This window comes from Xanthomonas pisi DSM 18956 (assembly GCF_001010415.1).
Taxonomy (GTDB): Bacteria; Pseudomonadota; Gammaproteobacteria; order Xanthomonadales; family Xanthomonadaceae; genus Xanthomonas; species Xanthomonas pisi.
Window position 1 is genome coordinate 1 of record NZ_JPLE01000030.1, and the last position, 18,191, is coordinate 18,191.

An 18,191-nucleotide genomic window follows, 5' to 3' on the forward strand; every position below is an offset into this window, starting at 1 on the left:
GGAGGCGGTGCATCCACCAGGGTGACCATGGTGGTGCGCTCCTTCTCTGCCGGAGCCTTCGGCGCCACTGCAGGGATCAGCAACATCATCAGTGCAGTGAGGTGCAGGGCAATTACAAAAGCAATACCGATAATGCGGGCCCAGCTCAGACCCTGGTTCCCGGCATCATAGTCATGCCTGTGGATAACGAGTTGTTCCGTCATGCGCCAATGGCTCTTTCAGTGGGGGCCCGGATCACTGTGATGATCCCCAGGTTTTCGGACGGCTTTGACACCGCAGGAACTCCCAAGCTTATACCAATCCCGAGTCCTGTAACCACTAAAAACACAGGGATTTCGGGGGTTTATTTTCTTTTTTACTTCAGGTTGATGATCTTCTTGGCGTCTTCGGGTTTTTTGACGCCCTTGGCGATCGCCTGCTGCGCGGCCTGCTTGGCCTCCGGGATGCGACCTTCCGAATGCAGCACCTTGGCCAGATTCAGATAGGTCTCGCCGTCCTTGGAAAGCGGTGCGGCTTTCTGCCAGTTTTCGATCGCCTTGGGCACATCCTCGCTGTAGTAATAGGACTGTGCCAACGCCAGGTAAGTCTGGTAGTCAGGCTTGAGGATGCCCTTCTGCATGCCTTCGTTGATGACGGCGATGACGTCCTTTTCCTTGTTCTCGGTGTTGGCGTAGATGGAATACAACTGCTTGTATTCCTTTTCTTCGGTCAACTGCCCGGCAGCGCGCAGCTTGTCCATCACGCCAGCGGCCTTGTCCATCTGATCGGCCTGCATGTACATGCTGGCCAGATTGAGTTGGGCCTTCTTGTCGTTGGGCGTCTTGGCAGCCAGCGCCTCGGCGGCAGCCACGGCTTCACCGGTCTGGCCGGCTTCGGCGTAGGACGCCATCAGCAACTGGTTCCAGGTGTCCTTCGGCTCGGGCGAAGCGGCGATGGCCTGCTTCAGGACCGGGATCGCTTCCTTGTAGCGCTCGGCCTGGTACAGCGCCTGGCCCTTGAGGATCAGGTCTTCCGGACGCTGCGACTTGCTCTCGTCCAGATACTTGTCCAGCGTGGCCAGGCCTTCTGCCTGCTGATCGTCCTGCAGCTGCAGCTGTGCCAGCATCAACATCGACTGGAACTGGCCATTGTTGTCCAGTGCGTTCAGGCCAATGGCCTGCTGCAGGTATTTCTTGGCGCCGGCGGTGTCGTCCAGGTTGTAGGCGGCCTGCGCGGCCAACTGGGCGGCGAGCGCCTTGTCGGCTTCGTTGGCGGCGCTGTTGGCCAGGATTTCGTCGGCCTGGCTGCGCACGGCGGCGTAGTCTTCGCCCTTGTTGAAGGTTTCGATCAGCTTCTGCAGTTTGCTGCTCAACTTGGACGACGGCTTGATCGTCGGTGCCTGACGGGTCGACTGCGGGTACAGCTCTTCGGCCTTGCCGTTGCCCTTGGACTTACGCGCGGCACGCTCGGAAGAACGGTCCGACTGCGCGACCGCATCGGTGACCACCGCCCCGCCCAGGGACGCTGCGATGAACAGGGACAACAGGGCTTGCTTGCGGTTGAGCAGTTTCATGTTTCACCTCGGACGAGCCGCCATGGGGCGGTGCGAAAAGCGGAATGGAAGCTGTACGAAAAATCTGAGCCGGCAAACTTAGCAGAAAGTCTCAGTTCCCGAAAACGGTTTCCATGTTGTGGTGCGGCAATCGGGGCGTAGGCAGTTGCTTAGGGCGGCTAACGGTAAGGCATCGGAAGTGAGCGGGCGGTGCGGGCTGCATGTCACTGCGCGGCTGCCACGGCCGGCGGCTGGACGGTCTTGGGCGCACGCGAGCACCGATTGCAGCGTCACTTCGACCAGACCTAACCGCACTTTGGAGCGCGTCCGGCCTGGCGAGCCTGCTGGTAGACCGGTTCGAGCTGGTTGACGTCGGCCTGCAGCTCGCGGATGCGGTTGGTCGGGTCGGGGTGGGTGGAGAGCCATTGCGGTTGGCGATTGCCGCTGGCAGCCATCATGTTCTGCCACAGCGTGACTGCCTGAGCCGGGTCGAAGCCGGCCTGGGCCATCAGGCGCTGGCCCACCACGTCGGCTTCGCTCTCCTGTGTGCGCGAGCCGGGCAGCAGGAATACGGTCTGCGCCGTCATGCCGCCGACCTGATTCACCGCGCTGGCTGCGCCATCGCCGTAGGCCGCGCCAGCGAGGGCGCCGATGATGCCAAGGCCGGTCTGAGCGCCGAGCTGGCGGGTGATGCGTTCTTCGTGGTGGCGCGAAATGACGTGTCCGATTTCGTGCCCCAGCACGGCGGCCAGCTGGTCCTGCGTCTTGGCCACGGTGAAGATGCCGGTGTTGACCCCGACCTTGCCGCCGGGCAGGGCGAACGCATTGGCTTCGTCATCGACGAACAATGCGGTTTCCCATTTTGTCTGGCGCCACTGCGGCGGCAATTGCGCCACCAATGCATTGACCACGCACTGCACGTAGGCGTTCTGCCTGCCGTCGGTGCTGACTTTTTCCTTGGCCTTGGTCTGCGCGAACGACTGCGCGCCCAATTGGTCGAGCTGCTCCTGCGACACGCCGCCCACCACCTGACGACGGCCGGTCGGCGAGGTTGTGGTGGCACATGCCGTCAACGCGAGGACGGCAACAACGATCAACAGCCTGGCTTTCATTCGATCCCCCTGAATCAGGCGACCATTTTGGCAGGCCCGTCTTAACTTTTCGTCAAGCGGCCTGAATCGGCCAGCAAACCGTGGCGATCGGCGCTCAGGTAAGCCACATTGCGCGCCCTGCATCGCCGTCTGCGGTCGGTACGCATGGATCAGCAAACACTGGCCGCGAGGGCCTGGCACGATCGCACCGTGGCGCTGCGCCGGCTTATCCGATCCCGAAAAAGTACAGCGCGGCCAGGGCGGTGGCGTTGTTGATCCCGTGCGCGGCGATCGGCGCCCACAGCGTGCCGGTGCGCCAGTACAGCCAGGCAAATGCCGCGCCCATGCTGCCATAGACCAGCCAGAGCTGGGCGATGGCGGCCGGGCCATTGCCGCTGATGCCGGGCACTTCATGCACCAATGCAAACAGTGCGCCGCTCAGGACGATTCCCAGCCACGGGCGGCCGGCAGCCAGCAGGCGACCGAACAACACGCGCCGGAACAACAGTTCCTCGTAGGCCGGGGCAATCACCACCGCGAACAGCGTCAGGGCCAATGGCCATTGCTGGATGGCTTCTTCCATCAACGGCAGGTTGGTTGGCACCGGTTTGATGCCCAGTGCCGAGGCCGCCACGCTGACCAGGTTGCTGAGCACAAAGACCGCCGCGGCGATCAGGGCGGTCCACCCCCAGGTGGACGCACGGCGCGCAGCGGTGCGCGAGGCCGCCTGCTCGACGGGCGTGGCGCGGCGACGCCAGAAATACAGCAGCACGGCCGGTGTGGCGGTGCTGACCAGGGCGGTGAGCAATTGCACCATCACCCCGGGTTGGCCGATCGCGGCCATCACCTCGGCAGCGGACGGCGTCAGGCCTTGCGCCTTGGCGGTCTGCGCATACCCGATGCCCCGTATCACCCCCCAGATCGCAAAACCGGCCACGCTCAGGCTCAGCAACAGGCCGACGGCGATCAGGACGTCGATGAAAAAACCGAGCAACACGGGCGGCAGCGGGGGGCGGCCGGCAGCACCACGCGGTGCCGGGGAGGGCGGAAGGTCTGTGCTCATCGTCGTCCTGCGAACACCGGGTCGCCAGCGCAACGCCGCAGCGTTGCGCCGGTACGACACAGGCGGCTCAGATATCCAGGTTGGACACCTTCAGCGCGTTGTCCTCGATGAAGTCGCGGCGCGGCTCCACCACATCGCCCATCAAGGTGCTGAAGATCTGGTCGGCGGCCACCGCGTCCTCGATGCGGACCTGCAGCAGCCGGCGCGTGTCAGGGTTGACCGTGGTTTCCCACAGCTGCTCGGCATTCATTTCGCCCAGGCCCTTGAAGCGCTGTACCTGGCGGCCGCGCTTGGCCTCCTCCAGCAACCAGGCGTGCGCCTGGGCGAAGCTGGTGATCGGCTGGGTCTTGTTGCCACGCACGATCTGCGCGCCCTCGCGGATCAGGTCGTTCAGTGCCAACGACACTTCCCGCAGCGGGCGCAGCTCGCCGCTTTCGAACGCGCCCATCGGCAGCACCTGGGTGAATTCCTCGCCCATGTGCCGGCGGACGGCCACCAGCGTTGCGGCTGTGTTTTCCGTCGCCGGATCGAAGCGCAACTGGTAGCGCGCGGTACCCAGGGTGCCACGGTTGAGCACTGCCTGCAGCGCATCCAGGGTGGGGTGCTGGTCGCCTTCGGCCTGCAACTTGTCCACATCCAGCGGCGGCAGGTCGATCAGCGCGGTGAGCAGGGCCGGGTCGTAACGGTGTGCATTGCGCGCAATCGCCTCGTTGGCGCTGGTGAACAGCATCAACAGCTTTTCCAGCGCCTCGCCGGTGATCGGCGGCTCGTCGGTGGCGGGGATCAGCGCCGCGCCTTCGACCGCGTTGCTGGCCAGGTAGGCGTTGAGCGCCGCGTCGTCCTTCAGATACAGCTCGCTCTTGCCCTGCTTGAGCTTGTACAGCGGCGGCAGGCCGATGTAGATGTAGCCGCGCTCGATCAGCTCCGGCATCTGCCGGTAGAAGAAGGTCAGCAGCAGGGTGCGGATGTGCGAACCGTCGACGTCGGCGTCGGTCATCAGGATGATGCGGTGGTAACGCAGCTTGTCCGGGTTGTACTCGTCGCGGCCGATGCCGGTGCCCAGCGCGGTGATCAGCGTGCCGACCTGGTCGGAAGCCAGCATGCGGTCGAAGCGCGCACGCTCGACGTTGAGGATCTTGCCGCGCAACGGCAGCACCGCCTGGTTCTTGCGGTTGCGGCCCTGCTTGGCCGAGCCGCCTGCCGAGTCACCCTCGACGATGAACAGTTCCGACAGCGCCGGGTCTTTTTCCTGGCAGTCGGCGAGTTTGCCGGGCAGGCCGGCGATGTCCAGCGCGCCCTTGCGGCGGGTCAGGTCGCGCGCCTTGCGGGCGGCTTCGCGCGCACGCGCGGCATCGACGATCTTGCCGGTGATGGCCTTGGCTTCGTTCGGATTCTCCTGCAGGAACTCCTGCAGCCGCGCACCGAAGGCATTTTCCACTGCCGGGCGCACATCCGAGCTGACCAGCTTTTCCTTGGTCTGCGAGGAGAAGCTGGGGTCGGGCACCTTGACCGACAGCACGGCGATCATGCCTTCGCGCATGTCGTCGCCGGTCAATGCGACCTTGGCCTGCTTGGCGATGCCGTTCTGCTCGATGTAGCTGCTGAGCACACGCGTCAACGCCGCACGGAAGCCGGCCAGGTGGGTACCGCCATCCTTCTGCGGGATGTTGTTGGTGAAGCAGTACATGGTTTCCTGGTAAGCGTCGGTCCATTGCAGGGCCACGTCCACCACGATTCCGTTGTGTTCGCCGGTCACCGAGATCACATTGGGGTGCAGCGGCGACTTCAGCTGCGCCAGATGCTCGACGAAGCTGCGGATGCCGCCTTCGTAATGGAAATCGTCGCGACGGCCTTCGCCACGCTCGTCGATCAGCGCGATCTTGACCCCGGAATTGAGGAACGACAGCTCGCGCAGGCGGCGCGCCAGGATGTCGTAGTGGAACTCGACATCGCTGAAGATGGCCACGGCCGGCTTGAACCGCAAGGTGGTGCCGCGCTTGGTCGAAGCTTCCAGCTGCTTGAGCGGATATTGCGGCTCGCCCAGCGCGTATTCCTGCTGGTAGTGGAAGCCGTCGCGCCAGATGTCCAGCCACAGGTGCTCGGACAGCGCGTTGACCACCGACACGCCCACGCCGTGCAGGCCGCCGGAGACCTTGTAGCTGTTGTCGTCGAACTTGCCGCCGGCGTGCAGCACGGTGAGGATCACCTCGGCCGCCGAGACGCCTTCTTCCTTGTGGATGTCGACCGGCACACCGCGCCCGTTGTCGGACACCGCCACCGACCCATCGACCAGGATCTTCACCACGATGTCGTCGGCGTGGCCAGCCAGGGCTTCGTCGACGGAGTTGTCGACCACTTCGAACACCATGTGATGCAGGCCGGTGCCGTCATGGACGTCGCCGATGTACATGCCGGGGCGCTTGCGGACGGCTTCCAGGCCGCGCAGCACGGTGATCTTGCTGGAGTCGTAAGTGCCGTTGGGTGTCGTCGGGGTGTTCTGTTCGTCGGTCATGCGCGTGCCGTTAACTCCACAACACGGGCGCCAACGGCAACACGCCGCTTCGCACCGTGGGAAAAGGGGGATAGCCCGCGAATTATACCAGTCGGCCCGCTCTGGCCGTGGGGCTTGGGGCGTCTATCAAAACCGCCGTCCTCATCGCCAGATGGAGCGGCCAGAATTCGGTGCGGCTGACATCGCGTGTACCTTCCCGGTCCTATCTCGCCCCCTGCATCGGCGCCGATGGCTGCTGGCACCGAGCACCAGGCGCGGTCAGTCTGCTGCAACCTCCGCAATGACGTTACCGTGTTCCACGTGGAACCGATGCAGCAGCTTGCCGGCGTCTACGAGGCCCGGAGGCGTTTCCGTTGCGGTGATCAGCACTTGCGCCGGTGCCGCAGCAAGGCGGTGCAGGACACTGGCCTGATGGTGCCGATCCAGCTCCGAGCCAAGGTCATCCAGTGCAATCACCGGCCACTCGCCGCGCTCGCGAGCAAAATCCTCTGCCTGGGCAAGCAGGCAGGCCAGGGCGGTCAACTTGGCCTGGCCGCGCGACAGCGCATCCTTGCCCGGAAGCGCGTCGAAGCGGGGCGCCCAGTCGGCGCGGTGCGGACCCTGCGAGGTGTAGCCGTTCTGGCGGTCACGCTCGCGCGCCAGCAGGAGTGCATCCGCCAGCGAGACCTCGTGGCGCTTCCAACCCGGCGCAAACTCCAGCGCAGACAGCCCAAGCGAGGGCGCAATGGCCGTGGCGACCGGTATCAGGCGCTCCTGCAGGCGATCGAGGTAGCGCAGGCGTCTGGAGGTCAGCGCTTCGCCTGATTCCGCAAGTTCATGGTCCCAGGCATCGAGCATGCGCGGCTGTGCCCCTTGCTTGAGCAACGCATTGCGCTGCTTGAGTGCCCGCGCGTACCGCCGCCAGAGCGCCAGGAAGTCAGGTTCCACGTGGAACAACCCCCAATCCAGGAAACGGCGCCGCGGCTCACCGCCACCACTGATGAGAACATGGCTTCCCGGCTCGAACGTAACGACCGCCAGCGCAGCGCAGAGCGAGCCCAGCTGCGCGACGTCCTCACCATCAAGCCGCCCCGTCCACTCCTGCCCACTGTGGCGTAACCCTGCACGCCGCGTGCGTTCACCGGCCTCTCCGGTGCGTTCGCGCCATTCGACGAAGACTTCCAGGTCGCTGGCGCCTTGCTGGATCAGCCCATCACGCACCCGCCCACGGAAGCTACGGCCATAGGCCATCAAATGCAGCGCTTCGAGCACGCTGGTCTTGCCCGCGCCGTTGTCACCGGTCAGCAAGTTCAGGGCGCTGGTGGGGGAGAGCTCGACGGTCTGAAATCGACGAAGCCGATGAATGGACAACCGCACTACGTGCATCGATCAGTCTGCTCCGGGCTGTGGTCCGGGTTCCCGGTCGGTGCGCAGGATACGTGATTGGCCCGGGACACGCGCGAAGACCCAGCCCAAGCACCAGCGGGCAGCCTGGGGATAACTTGGGGACAAAATCGAGGGTTGACCAGGCCCGTCGCGTTATCCACAGGTTGCCGGGTCGAAAACAGGGGGTAAGACACAGGGTTTCGAGCCTTTAAAGTCCAATAAAAACAATGGCTTGATCTGCTTTTCAGTGAAATCTGGCCCTACCATCACCACCAAGCTCTTAAGTTCTTTCTATTTTTAAAAGCAAAGCGCGATGTGCATAAGTCAAAAAGCGCGCTAAGGCAGGCCGACAACAAGGTGATCCTGAGAAGCTGACTTCCCGCTTCTGATGAACTTGTTCACCCTATGGCAACGCAAACCCGCAGGAGCAGATTTCCAAGATACAAATGCAACGATCTCATTTCTCCGTGAGATAGCTGTTCGTGCCGTATGCGCCTTGGACTCGATTCACCCAATCCGAGACGTCATGGCGTCCTGCATTGCATGGTTGAGTGTGGAACCTGGATCCCGTGCAGTCCCTGTCGCTCACGACGAAATCGATGGGTCGCACCGGCTGAGCATTGGGGTACACCAAGCTCGACGTACGTATCCGGACCACCTTGCTTGCGACAACGATTGATCGCGCCTGTTCGGGAACCTCGTTGCAAGGCATCCCTACAACGTGAATACCGTCTCGGCAGTGCGCCCAGTGCTGATTGAAGCAGGCAACAACAAGGCAGCGAACAATGGCCTGAGAGTCCCGCACGCCCAGCACACGTCACCCGGCAGCAGGCCTCCAATCGATCTGTAGCGCACCAATCAGGAGACGCCCGTGTTGCCTCGGTCCATCCAGCAGATCCAGTAGCAGAGCCCTGGCAGGCGCGTCTTTATTCAGGTGGGCGCCACCGACCAATCCCCAGACACAAAAAAGCCCGACTCTCGCCGGGCTCTCATGTTCCACGTGGAACGCAGCGTCAGAGACGCAGCGGCATCACCACATGGCGCGACTTCTCGCTGCTTGCTTCACGCACCAATGCGGACGAGTTCGCATCCCGCAGCTGGATCACCACATGTTCGTCGCGCAGTGCCGACAGCGCATCAAGCAGGTAGTTGACGTTGAAGCCGATCGCCAGGTCGTCGACCTTGGTATCGGCTTCGATTTCTTCCTGCGCCTCTTCCTGCTCCGGGTTGTGCGCGCTGATCTTGAGCTGACCAGGCGACACTTCGACGCGCACGCCGCGGTACTTTTCGTTCGACAGAATGGCCGCACGCTGCAACGACGCACGCAGCGCCTCACGGTCGACTTTGACCTCGCGATCGGCCCCGATCGGGATCACCGCTTCGTAATCCGGAAAACGGCCATCGATCAGCTTGGAGGTAAACGTCACATCGCCGCGTTTGACGCGGATATGGCTGCGACCGACTTCCAGCTCGACCTCGCGGTCGGCCGCTTCCAGCAGGCGCAGCAGCTCGGTCACGCCCTTGCGCGGCACGATGATCTGGCGCTTGGCGCCGCCGGCTTTTTCAAGCTCGGTTTCGCACAACGCCAGACGGTGACCGTCGGTGGCCACGCAACGCAGCAAGCCGTCGCGCAAGTCGAACAACAAGCCGTTGAGGTAATACCGCACGTCCTGCTGCGCCATTGCGAACGCTGTGCGTTCGATCAGCTCCTTCAACGCGGCTTCCGGCACGGCGACACGTTCGGTCGCTTCGACCTCGTCCACGGACGGGAAGTCGTTGGCCGGCAAGGTCGCCAGGGTGAAGCGACTGCGACCGGCCTGCACGGTGACCTTGTCGCCGGTCTGCGAAATGGTGACGCGGCTGCCATCGGGCAGGGCGCGCAGGATGTCGAACAGTTTGCGCGCCGGGATCGTGGTTTCGCCGTCCTGCGCGTCTTCCACCATCGTGCGCGAGATCATTTCCACTTCCAGGTCGGTACCGGTCAACGAGACTTGTCCGTCCTTGACCTGCACCAGCAGATTGGCCAGAACCGGCAAGGTTTGACGGCGTTCGACCACATTGACCACCTGGGCCAATGGTTTGAGGAAGGCTTCGCGCTGCAGTGTAAAACGCATGTGGTTCCGTGCCCCTATGCTTTAAAAGATAATGTAATAAATCAAAAGCTTGGTGGTGATGGTAGGGCCGTTTTCAGCGGATAACCACCATAACTGTTTGTTTCCAAAGACAATTTAGCGCCTGAAAGTCGTTGGACTAGTGCCCCTGGCCTGGCGGTAAAACCTGTGGATAGTTTTCCGTCCGACCTGCAAGGCAACGTTATCCACAGATTCTCCCGCATTTGACCCCAACGTTTCCACGCTTTTCTCCAAGCGGGCCGTCAAGACCGTCGTCGGCTTACTCGCTGAGCTTGCGAATCAGCTTTTCCCAGTCCTCGCGCAGCTTGCCGTCGGCCTCCATCAGCGTGCGGATCTGCCGGCAGGCATGCAGCACGGTGGTGTGGTCGCGACCGGCAAACGCATCGCCGATCTCGGGCAGGCTGTGTTCGGTCAGCTCCTTGGCCAGCGCCATCGCGACCTGGCGCGGGCGTGCCAGCGAACGGGTCCGCCGCTTGGACAGCAGATCCTTCATCTGCAGGCCGTAGTAGTCCGCCACGGTCTTCTGGATGTTGGGGATGCCGATCGCCTGCTGCTGGGCGCGCAGCAGATCGCGCAGCGTCTCCTGGGCGAATTCCACGGTGATCGAACGCCCGGTGAAGTTGGCGCGCGCCACCAGCGTATTGAGCGCGCCTTCCAGGTCGCGCACGTTCGAGCGCATCTTCTTGGCGATCAAAAACGCCACGTCGTCGGGAATGTCGGCGCCGCGCTCGCGCGCCTTGGCCAGCACGATAGCCGCGCGGGTCTCGAAATCGGGCGGGTCGATCGCCACCGACAGGCCCCAGGCCAGGCGCGACTTGAGCCGCGGCTCAAGTCCCTCGACCTCGCGCGGGTAGCGGTCACAGGTGAGGATGATCTGCTGGCGGCCGTCGAACAGCGCGTTGAAGGTGTGGAAGAACTCTTCCTGCGTGCGGTCCTTGCCGGCGAAGAACTGGATGTCGTCGATTAACAGCGCATCGATCTGCTGGAACTGGCGCTTGAACTGGTCCATCGCCTTGTCCTGCAGCGCCCGGATCATCGCGCTGAAAAACTGTTCCGAGCGCAGATACATCACCTTGGCGCCCGGATTGGCCTGACGCAGCGCATTGCCTGCGGCGAACATCAGGTGGGTCTTGCCCAGGCCGGTGCTGCCGTACAGCAGCAGCGGGTTGTGCGCGCGATCGCCCGGCTTCTGCGCAGCCTGGATCGCCGCTGCAAGACCGAGCTGGTTGCTGCGGCCTTCCACGAAATTGGCGAAGGTGTAATGCGAATCCAGGTTGCCGGCAAACGGCACGATCGGCGCGGCAACTGGTGCGCTGGTGGGGGCGGCCATCGGTGCCGGCAGTGGATCGGGCGCACGCGGGCGCGACCCCACCGCCAGCGCCACCTCGCCGTTGCCGGCGAAGTACGCCAGCAGCTCGCGGATCCGCGGCAGGTAACGTTCGCGCACCTGGTCGACGATGAAGGCATTCGGGGCATACAGCACGATGCTGTCGCCGCGGTCTTCGGCTTGCAGGGGTTTCAACCAGGTGTGAACGTCTTCGGGCGGGAATTCGGCTTCGAGACGTTCCAGACAGCGGGGCCAAGCATCCATCAAAGTGTGATCATCTGTTGCTGGCTGCGGCGCGCAGCAAGGCGCCGTGCACGCAGCCCGGAAGTGAAAAGAGGATGGACCAGACTAGCACCGTAGGCAGGCTTTTCCCAGACTTATTCACAGGTCCATCCACAGGGTGTGCGCAGTGGCACGGTTGCTGATGCGTTTGGGGAGTTGACCCGCCCTGTCGCGGTCCTATAGAATTTCCGGTTCTCCGTCTCCATTCATGCAGAGGGCCCCATGGCCACCAAGCGTACTTTCCAACCCAGCAACCTGAAGCGAGCACGCGACCATGGTTTCCGCGCACGTATGGCAACCGCCGACGGCCGAAAGATCCTGGCTCGCCGCCGCGCCAAGGGCCGCAAGCGCCTGAGCGCTTGATTGCCGCGCCGCTCTCCGCGGCCGAGGCAAGTCCTACAGTGAATGCATCGAACCCGTGCAGGCGATTTCCTCGCTCTGCGCGGGTTCGTACGCGTGCGCAATACACGGTCGTTTTCGATACAGCCCGTCGCACCTCCGATCCGCTGCTCAGCCTGCATTGGCGCACCGGCGACACGCCGCCGCGTCTGGGCATGGCGGTGTCGCGCAAGGTGGACACGCGCGCGGTCGGACGCAACCGCATCAAGCGCGTCCTGCGCGATGCCATGCGGCACCTGTTGCCCGATCTGGCAGGGGGCGATTACGTCATTGTGGCGCGCTCCGCAGCTGCAAAAGCGACCAATCCACAGATTCGCGACGCCTTTGTGCGTCTGCTGCGCCGTGCCGGCGCATTGCCCCCACCTGCTGCGCCCGGCACAATGCCGCCCGCCAGGACGATGCACCCATCCTCCCTTTCCCCGACAGAGCCGGAACTGTAGTTCCGACTGAGCGAGTTGCTGCCCGATGAACCAGACCCGTGTTTTCCTGATTTTTGCCTGGCTGATGGTCGCGGCGCTGCTGTGGATGGAGTGGGGCAAGGACAAGGCGGCTGCCAACGCACCTGCCGCAGTCGCCACGCAATCGGTACCGGCTGCGCGCGATCTGGATGCCACGGCGCCGGCGGCCAATGTGCCCGCCGCCCAGGCCATCCCGCAGGCGGGCGTACCGGGTGCCGCACCGGCGGCCACCAGCACCACCACGGCCACGCCGGCGGCTGCCGGCGCCGCGCCGGTCATCACGCTGACCTCGGACGTGCTGCGCCTGAAGCTGGATGGCCGCAGCGTGCTGGATGCCGAGCTGCTGCAGTTTCCGCAGACCAAGGACGGCACCGCGCCGGTCAGTCTGCTGACCGAAGACGCCGTACATCCCTACAACGCCACCAGCGGTTGGGCCAGCGAGCATTCGCCGGTGCCGGGCGTGGGCGGCTTCCGTGCCGAACAGCCAGGCACCGCATTCGAGCTGGCCAAGGGTCAGAACACCCTGGTGGTGCCGTTCGTGTGGAATGGCCCCAATGGCGTGTCGATCCGCCGCACCTTCACCCTGGAACGCGGCCGCTACGCGATCTCGATCAAGGATGAGGTGATCAACAAGAGCGGCGCGCCGTGGAACGGTTATGTGTTCCGCAAGCTGAGCCGGGTGCCGACCATCCTCAGCCGTGGCATGACCAATCCGGATTCCTTCAGCTTCAACGGCGCGACCTGGTACAGCCCTCAGGAAGGCTACGAGCGTCGCGCGTTCAAGGACTACATGGACGACGGCGGCCTGAATCGCCAGATCACCGGCGGTTGGGTGGCGTTGCTGCAGCACCACTTCTTCACCGCGTGGATCCCGCAGAAGGACCAGGCCTCGCTGTATGTGCTGAACCAGGACGGCCCGCGTGACGTGGCCGAACTGCGTGGCCCGGCCTTCACCGTGGCGCCGGGTCAGACCGCCAGCACCGAAGCGCGCCTGTGGGTGGGCCCGAAGCTGGTCAGCCTGATTGCCAAGGAAGACGTGAAGGGCCTGGATCGCGTGGTCGATTACAGCCGCTTCTCGATCATGGCCATCATCGGCCAGGGCCTGTTCTGGGTGCTGAGCCACCTGCACAGCTTCCTGCATAACTGGGGCTGGGCCATCATCGGCCTGGTGGTGCTGCTGCGCCTGGCGCTGTATCCGTTGTCGGCCGCGCAATACAAGTCCGGTGCCAAGATGCGCCGCTTCCAGCCGCGTCTGGCGCAGCTGAAGGAGCGTTACGGCGACGATCGCGTCAAGTACCAGCAGGCAACGATGGAGCTGTTCAAGAAGGAAAAGATCAACCCCATGGGCGGCTGCCTGCCGTTGTTGATCCAGATGCCGATCTTCTTCGCACTGTACTGGGTGCTGGTGGAATCGGTGGAGCTGCGTCAGGCACCGTGGCTGGGCTGGATCCAGGACCTGACCGCGCGCGACCCGTACTTCATTTTGCCGGTGCTCAACATCTCGATCATGTGGGCCACGCAGAAGCTGACCCCGACCCCGGGCATGGACCCGATGCAGGCCAAGATGATGCAGTTCATGCCGCTGGTGTTCGGCGTCATGATGGCCTTCATGCCGGCCGGCCTGGTGTTGTACTGGGTGGTCAACGGCGGTCTGGGCCTGTTGATCCAGTGGTGGATGATCCGCCAGCACGGCGAGAAGCCGAGCAAGATCATCCAGGCCAACGCCAAGTAAGTCCAAGAAGGCCCGCCGCAAGGCGGGCTTTCTGCATGCACGCCTGTTTCCGTTTGTTGCCATCGCCAAGGACGCCATCGTGAAGCCATTGCCGTTGCATCGCCTGTTGCTGTGCGCAAGCTGCGTGGGACTGCTGGCGCTGGCCGGCTGTGGCAAGCGCGATGCCGGCACCCCGGCTTCGGCACCAGCGGCCGGTGGCACTGCCAATGCCGCTGCGCAAACGGGCGAGGCAAACAATGCGCGTGCGCTGATTGCCCAGCTGCGCGAACAGCTGGATCGGCACCGCCGCATCATCGTGTTGCTGGCCGATGAGAACACACAAAGCCCGCGCGATCGCGCCACCTCCAGCAGCGTGGGACAGCAGCTGTTCCATGAAAATCTGGAACAACGCGAACGCATCGCCGCAGCGTTCGAAACGGTCCTGACCTCCAGAGATGCGAGCCGGTTCGCGACGATCGGCGCAGTGTTGGACGAAGTGGAATCGGCGCCGGATCTGTTCGATGCCGACCGCCTGGCGTTTGTCGAGGTGCTGCGCGAGCTGCATGCGCGCATCGGCAAGGATTCGGCGCTGCCGGCAGTGAAACTGCATCAACGTATCGGCGAGGACCTGGAAGCGCTGGACGAGATCGAGCGCAGTTACAACACCGAGCTGACGCAGATCTTCAGTCGCTTCGATCGCAGCCGGGCGATCGTGCCCAAGCGCGAAAAGTGGGACGACTACGTGGCGCATCTGCGGACGTTGTACACGCGCGAGACCATCCTGCGCGACCACGGCGTGGTGGAGCCGTATCCGTTCTCCGCGCGCGATAGCGACAGCGAAGTATTCGGCCGCGACCTGCCGCCCAAGACGGTGGTGCTGACCTTCGACGACGGCCCGCACAAGGCCTATACCGAAGAGATCGTGGCGATCCTCAAGCGCTACGACGTCCCTGGCGTGTTCTTCGAAGTGGGGCGGAATCTCGGCAGCCTGGACGCCGATGGCAAACCGAAGCTGGCGCCATTGTCCAAGATCAGCCACACGCTGATGGAGGAAGGCTATGCGGTAGGCAATCACAGCCTGACCCATGCGCAGTTGTCCAAGACCACCGGCGATGCGCTGCGCAGCCAGGTGCTCGACACCGACACCTTGCTGCGTGCGGTGGACGACAAACGTGCGCCGTTGTTCCGGTTTCCGTATGGCGCGCGCAATGCGGAAGGGCTGCAGCTCCTGGGCGAAGCCGGGCTGAAATCGATCATGTGGAACATCGATTCGCTGGACTGGGCCGACCCGGTACCCGAATCGATCGTGCAGCGCGTGCTCGACCAGGTCAACAAGGAACAGCGCGGCATCGTGCTGTTCCACGACATCCACGACCGCGCGGTGAAAGCCTTGCCGCAGATCCTGGATCGGCTGATCGCCGACGGCTACCAGTTCGCTGGCTGGAACGGCCGCGAGTTCTCGGTGGCACGGGCACCCAGTGCGGTGGCCGACGCAACGGTGACCACCGGCTATGCCAAGTCGTGGGCCATCGTGATCGGAATCGACGACTACGCGCACTGGCCCAAGCTCGAATACGCGGCCAACGATGCGCAGGCGATCGCCAGTACCTTGACCGGGCCGCTGGGATTTCCGTCCTCGCAGGTGATCGTGCTGAAGAACAGCCAAGCCACCCGCAACAATATCCTCGCCGCCTTCCATGACCGGCTTGGGGAGGGACGCGCGCAGACCAACGATCGCGTGTTTGTGTTCTTTGCCGGCCACGGTGCCACGCGTCGGCTCGCCTCCGGGCGCGACCTGGGCTACATCATTCCGGTCGATTCGGACCCGGAGCATCTGGCCAGCGATGCGATTGCGATGAGCGACCTGCAGAATATCGCCGAAAGCCTGCAGGCCAAGCACGTCTTGTTCGTAATGGATGCCTGCTACAGCGGGCTTGGGTTGACGCGTGGCGGGCCGACCTCAAGTGCCTACCTGCGCGAGAACGCGCGGCGGATCGCGCGCCAGATGCTCACCGCCGGTGGTGCCGATCAACAAGTGGCCGATAGCGGCCCGAACGGACATTCGGTCTTTACCTGGGTGCTGCTGCAGGCGCTGGCCGGCAAGGGCGATCTCAATGGCGATGGCTTGATCACCGGCACCGAGCTGGCTGCGTATGTCGCGCCAGCAGTATCGGCGGTGTCGGCGCAGACGCCGGCATTTGGCAGCCTGCCGGGTTCGCAAGGCGGCGAGTTCGTGTTCCAGGTGCCCAGCGGCGAAGAATTCCTGACTGCCGGCACCGCGCAGTTGTCGGCCGATGCGATCGCGCTCAATGGACGCGTGGATGCGGCGCGTCCTGCCGCCACGACCACCGGCGCGGCGGTGGCAGCGGCGCCGGTCACGGTAAAGACCTTGCAAGGCGGCGAAGCCAAGCTGGTCCTGCCGACCGCAGTGAAGAGCAGCGACCGCCAACGTGCGCAACTGGCAAACGAGCGTGGCCTGCAGCTGTACAAGGAAAAACGCTACGCCGAAGCCGCCGAACAATTTGCCGAAGCCCTGAAGCTGCGCCCTGATTTTGCGCTGGCGGCGAACAATCTCGGGTTCGTGTATTACCGCCAGGAGCGCTTTGTCGAATCGGCGCGCTGGCTGGAAAACACGCTCAAGATCGATCCATCGCGCGCGGTGGCGTATCTCAATCTTGGCGATGCCTACGCCAAGGCGGGCGAGCGCGACAAGGCGCGCAAGGCGTACTCCACCTATCTGGAACTGCAGCCGCAAGGCAGCGGTGCGGCGCAGGCGCGCGCGCAGTTGCAGGCACTTTGATGCACGCTGGCGGGCAAGTGGGCATGTGCGCCTGGAAGAAAAACGCGTGCCATCCAACGCCCGGCCACCGGCCATGCGCCTGAAGGCGATGCCGGCGATTCGATGACCTGTCTGATTTCCCGTCCACGCAAGAGCAGTGCCCATGTCCGCTTCAACCTCCACCATCGTTGCCATTGCCAGTGCTGCCGGAACCGGCGGCGTGGGCATCGTGCGGTTGTCCGGGCCGCAGGCGGTACAGATCGCAACGCAGCTGGGCATTGCGCCATTGCAGCCGCGGCATGCGCACTACGCGCGCTTTCGCGATGCGCAGGGCGATGTTATCGATGACGGCATCGCGGTGTGGTTCGACGCGCCACGCAGTTTCACCGGCGAAGACGTGGTGGAGCTGCAGGGTCATGGCAGCCCGGTGGTGTTGCGCCAACTGGTTGCACGGTGCGTTGCGCTGGGCGCACGCCAGGCGCGTGCCGGCGAGTTCAGCGAACGCGCATTTCTCAACGGCAAACTCGATCTGACCCAGGCCGAAGCGATTGCGGATCTGATCGCTGCCGGCGATGCGCGCGCGGCACGTGCGGCGCGGCGTTCGCTGGACGGCGTGTTCTCGCGCCGCATCGATGCGGTGAGCGAGCGCCTGACGCGCTTGCGCGTGCATGTGGAAGCGGCGATCGACTTTGCCGACGAACCGCTCGATACATTGGGCGGCACACAAGTACGCGAAGGATTGCAGCAGGCGCGTGGATTGCTGGCGCAGCTGCTGCGCGATGCCGAACGCGGGCGCAAGCTGCGCGATGGTTTGCATGCGGTGTTGATCGGACCGCCCAACGCAGGCAAGAGTTCGTTGCTCAATGCGCTGGCCGGTAGCGATCGTGCCATCGTCACCGATGTGGCCGGCACCACGCGCGACACCTTGCATGAAGCGATCCAGCTCGATGGGTTCGAGTTGACCCTGGTCGACACCGCCGGCCTGCGCGATGGCGGCGATGCGATCGAACGCGAGGGCATGCGCCGCGCGCGTGCCGAATTGCAGCGTGCCGATCTGGCGCTGGTGGTGCTCGACGCACGCGACCCGCAGGCCGCGCGCGATGCCATCGGCGATGCCATCGACGCGGTGCCGCGTCGGCTGTGGATACACAACAAATGCGACCTGCTGGACCACGGCGCGCCGCTGCTCGATGCCAACGCAGTGGCGGTCTCGGCAACGACCGGCCTGGGACTGGAGCAGCTGCATACCCGCCTGCGCGAGCTGGCGTTAGGCGACGGCATCGAAAGTGTGGACGGCGAATTCTCCGCACGCACCCGGCATGTGGATGCACTACGACGTGCCGAGCAACATGCGGACGCAGCCGATCTGGAACTGGGGTTCGAACAACTCGAACTTGCCGCCGAAGAGTTGCGCCTGGCGCATGCAGCGCTGGGCGAGATCACCGGCAAGCTGAGCGCCGACGAGTTGCTGGGCAAGATCTTTTCGAGCTTCTGCATCGGCAAGTGAGGCAGCGCTCTGCGATGCGGTCGCGACGAAGAAT

The 18,191-nt window shown here is 64.0% G+C and carries 12 protein-coding genes and 1 pseudogene; 5 read left to right on the plus strand and 8 right to left on the minus strand.

Annotation, left to right across the window (positions count from 1 at the left end; translation table 11 throughout):
• The 8 genes and pseudogenes from Y887_RS07885 to dnaA all read right to left on the minus strand — a co-directional run.
• Window positions 1–203 (minus strand): annotated as a pseudogene (locus tag Y887_RS07885) (energy transducer TonB); the annotation flags it as partial.
• A gap of 152 nt (window positions 204–355) precedes the next feature.
• Window positions 356–1,552, minus strand: coding sequence for a tetratricopeptide repeat protein (locus tag Y887_RS07890; RefSeq protein ID WP_046963820.1), 1,197 nt, complete (start codon window positions 1,550–1,552; stop codon window positions 356–358).
• A 284-nt stretch (window positions 1,553–1,836) separates the two neighbouring features.
• Window positions 1,837–2,643 carry a M48 family metallopeptidase gene (locus tag Y887_RS07895; protein WP_046963821.1) on the minus strand — a complete coding sequence of 269 codons (807 nt, stop codon included), beginning with the start codon at window positions 2,641–2,643 and terminating at the stop codon, window positions 1,837–1,839.
• A 205-nt stretch (window positions 2,644–2,848) separates the two neighbouring features.
• A complete protein-coding gene (locus Y887_RS07900; RefSeq protein WP_046963822.1) occupies window positions 2,849–3,685 on the minus strand; it encodes a CPBP family intramembrane glutamic endopeptidase in 837 nt (278 codons plus the stop codon).
• A 67-nt stretch (window positions 3,686–3,752) separates the two neighbouring features.
• The gene (gyrB, locus tag Y887_RS07905) at window positions 3,753–6,197 is read right to left on the minus strand and encodes a DNA topoisomerase (ATP-hydrolyzing) subunit B (protein ID WP_046963823.1); all 2,445 of its coding nucleotides are present in this window, start codon (window positions 6,195–6,197) and stop codon (window positions 3,753–3,755) included.
• A 258-nt stretch (window positions 6,198–6,455) separates the two neighbouring features.
• Window positions 6,456–7,562, minus strand: coding sequence for a DNA replication/repair protein RecF (gene recF, locus Y887_RS07910; RefSeq protein ID WP_046963824.1), 1,107 nt, complete (start codon window positions 7,560–7,562; stop codon window positions 6,456–6,458).
• A 1,013-nt stretch (window positions 7,563–8,575) separates the two neighbouring features.
• Window positions 8,576–9,676: a DNA polymerase III subunit beta gene (gene dnaN, locus Y887_RS07915; RefSeq protein WP_005991691.1), complete on the minus strand. Its 1,101-nt coding sequence runs from the start codon at window positions 9,674–9,676 to the stop codon at window positions 8,576–8,578.
• Window positions 9,677–9,953: 277 nt separating this feature from the next.
• Window positions 9,954–11,285 carry a chromosomal replication initiator protein DnaA gene (gene dnaA, locus Y887_RS07920; RefSeq protein WP_046963825.1) on the minus strand — a complete coding sequence of 444 codons (1,332 nt, stop codon included), beginning with the start codon at window positions 11,283–11,285 and terminating at the stop codon, window positions 9,954–9,956.
• A gap of 240 nt (window positions 11,286–11,525) precedes the next feature.
• Between dnaA and rpmH the strand changes: the two genes are divergently transcribed.
• From rpmH to mnmE, 5 genes are all read left to right on the plus strand, one after another.
• On the plus strand, window positions 11,526–11,666 hold the full coding sequence (gene rpmH / locus Y887_RS07925; RefSeq protein WP_002805908.1) for a 50S ribosomal protein L34: 141 nt from the start codon (window positions 11,526–11,528) through the stop codon (window positions 11,664–11,666).
• Window positions 11,667–11,704: 38 nt separating this feature from the next.
• Window positions 11,705–12,142: a ribonuclease P protein component gene (rnpA, locus tag Y887_RS07930; RefSeq protein WP_039422104.1), complete on the plus strand. Its 438-nt coding sequence runs from the start codon at window positions 11,705–11,707 to the stop codon at window positions 12,140–12,142.
• A 25-nt stretch (window positions 12,143–12,167) separates the two neighbouring features.
• Entirely contained in the window at window positions 12,168–13,892 is a 1,725-nt protein-coding gene (gene yidC, locus Y887_RS07935) for a membrane protein insertase YidC (protein ID WP_046963827.1), read from the plus strand.
• Window positions 13,893–13,971: 79 nt separating this feature from the next.
• Window positions 13,972–16,671, plus strand: coding sequence for a polysaccharide deacetylase family protein (locus tag Y887_RS07940; protein WP_046963828.1), 2,700 nt, complete (start codon window positions 13,972–13,974; stop codon window positions 16,669–16,671).
• A gap of 142 nt (window positions 16,672–16,813) precedes the next feature.
• The gene (mnmE, locus tag Y887_RS07945; protein ID WP_046963829.1) at window positions 16,814–18,157 is read left to right on the plus strand and encodes a tRNA uridine-5-carboxymethylaminomethyl(34) synthesis GTPase MnmE; all 1,344 of its coding nucleotides are present in this window, start codon (window positions 16,814–16,816) and stop codon (window positions 18,155–18,157) included.
• The last annotated feature ends 34 nt before the right edge of the window (window positions 18,158–18,191 follow it).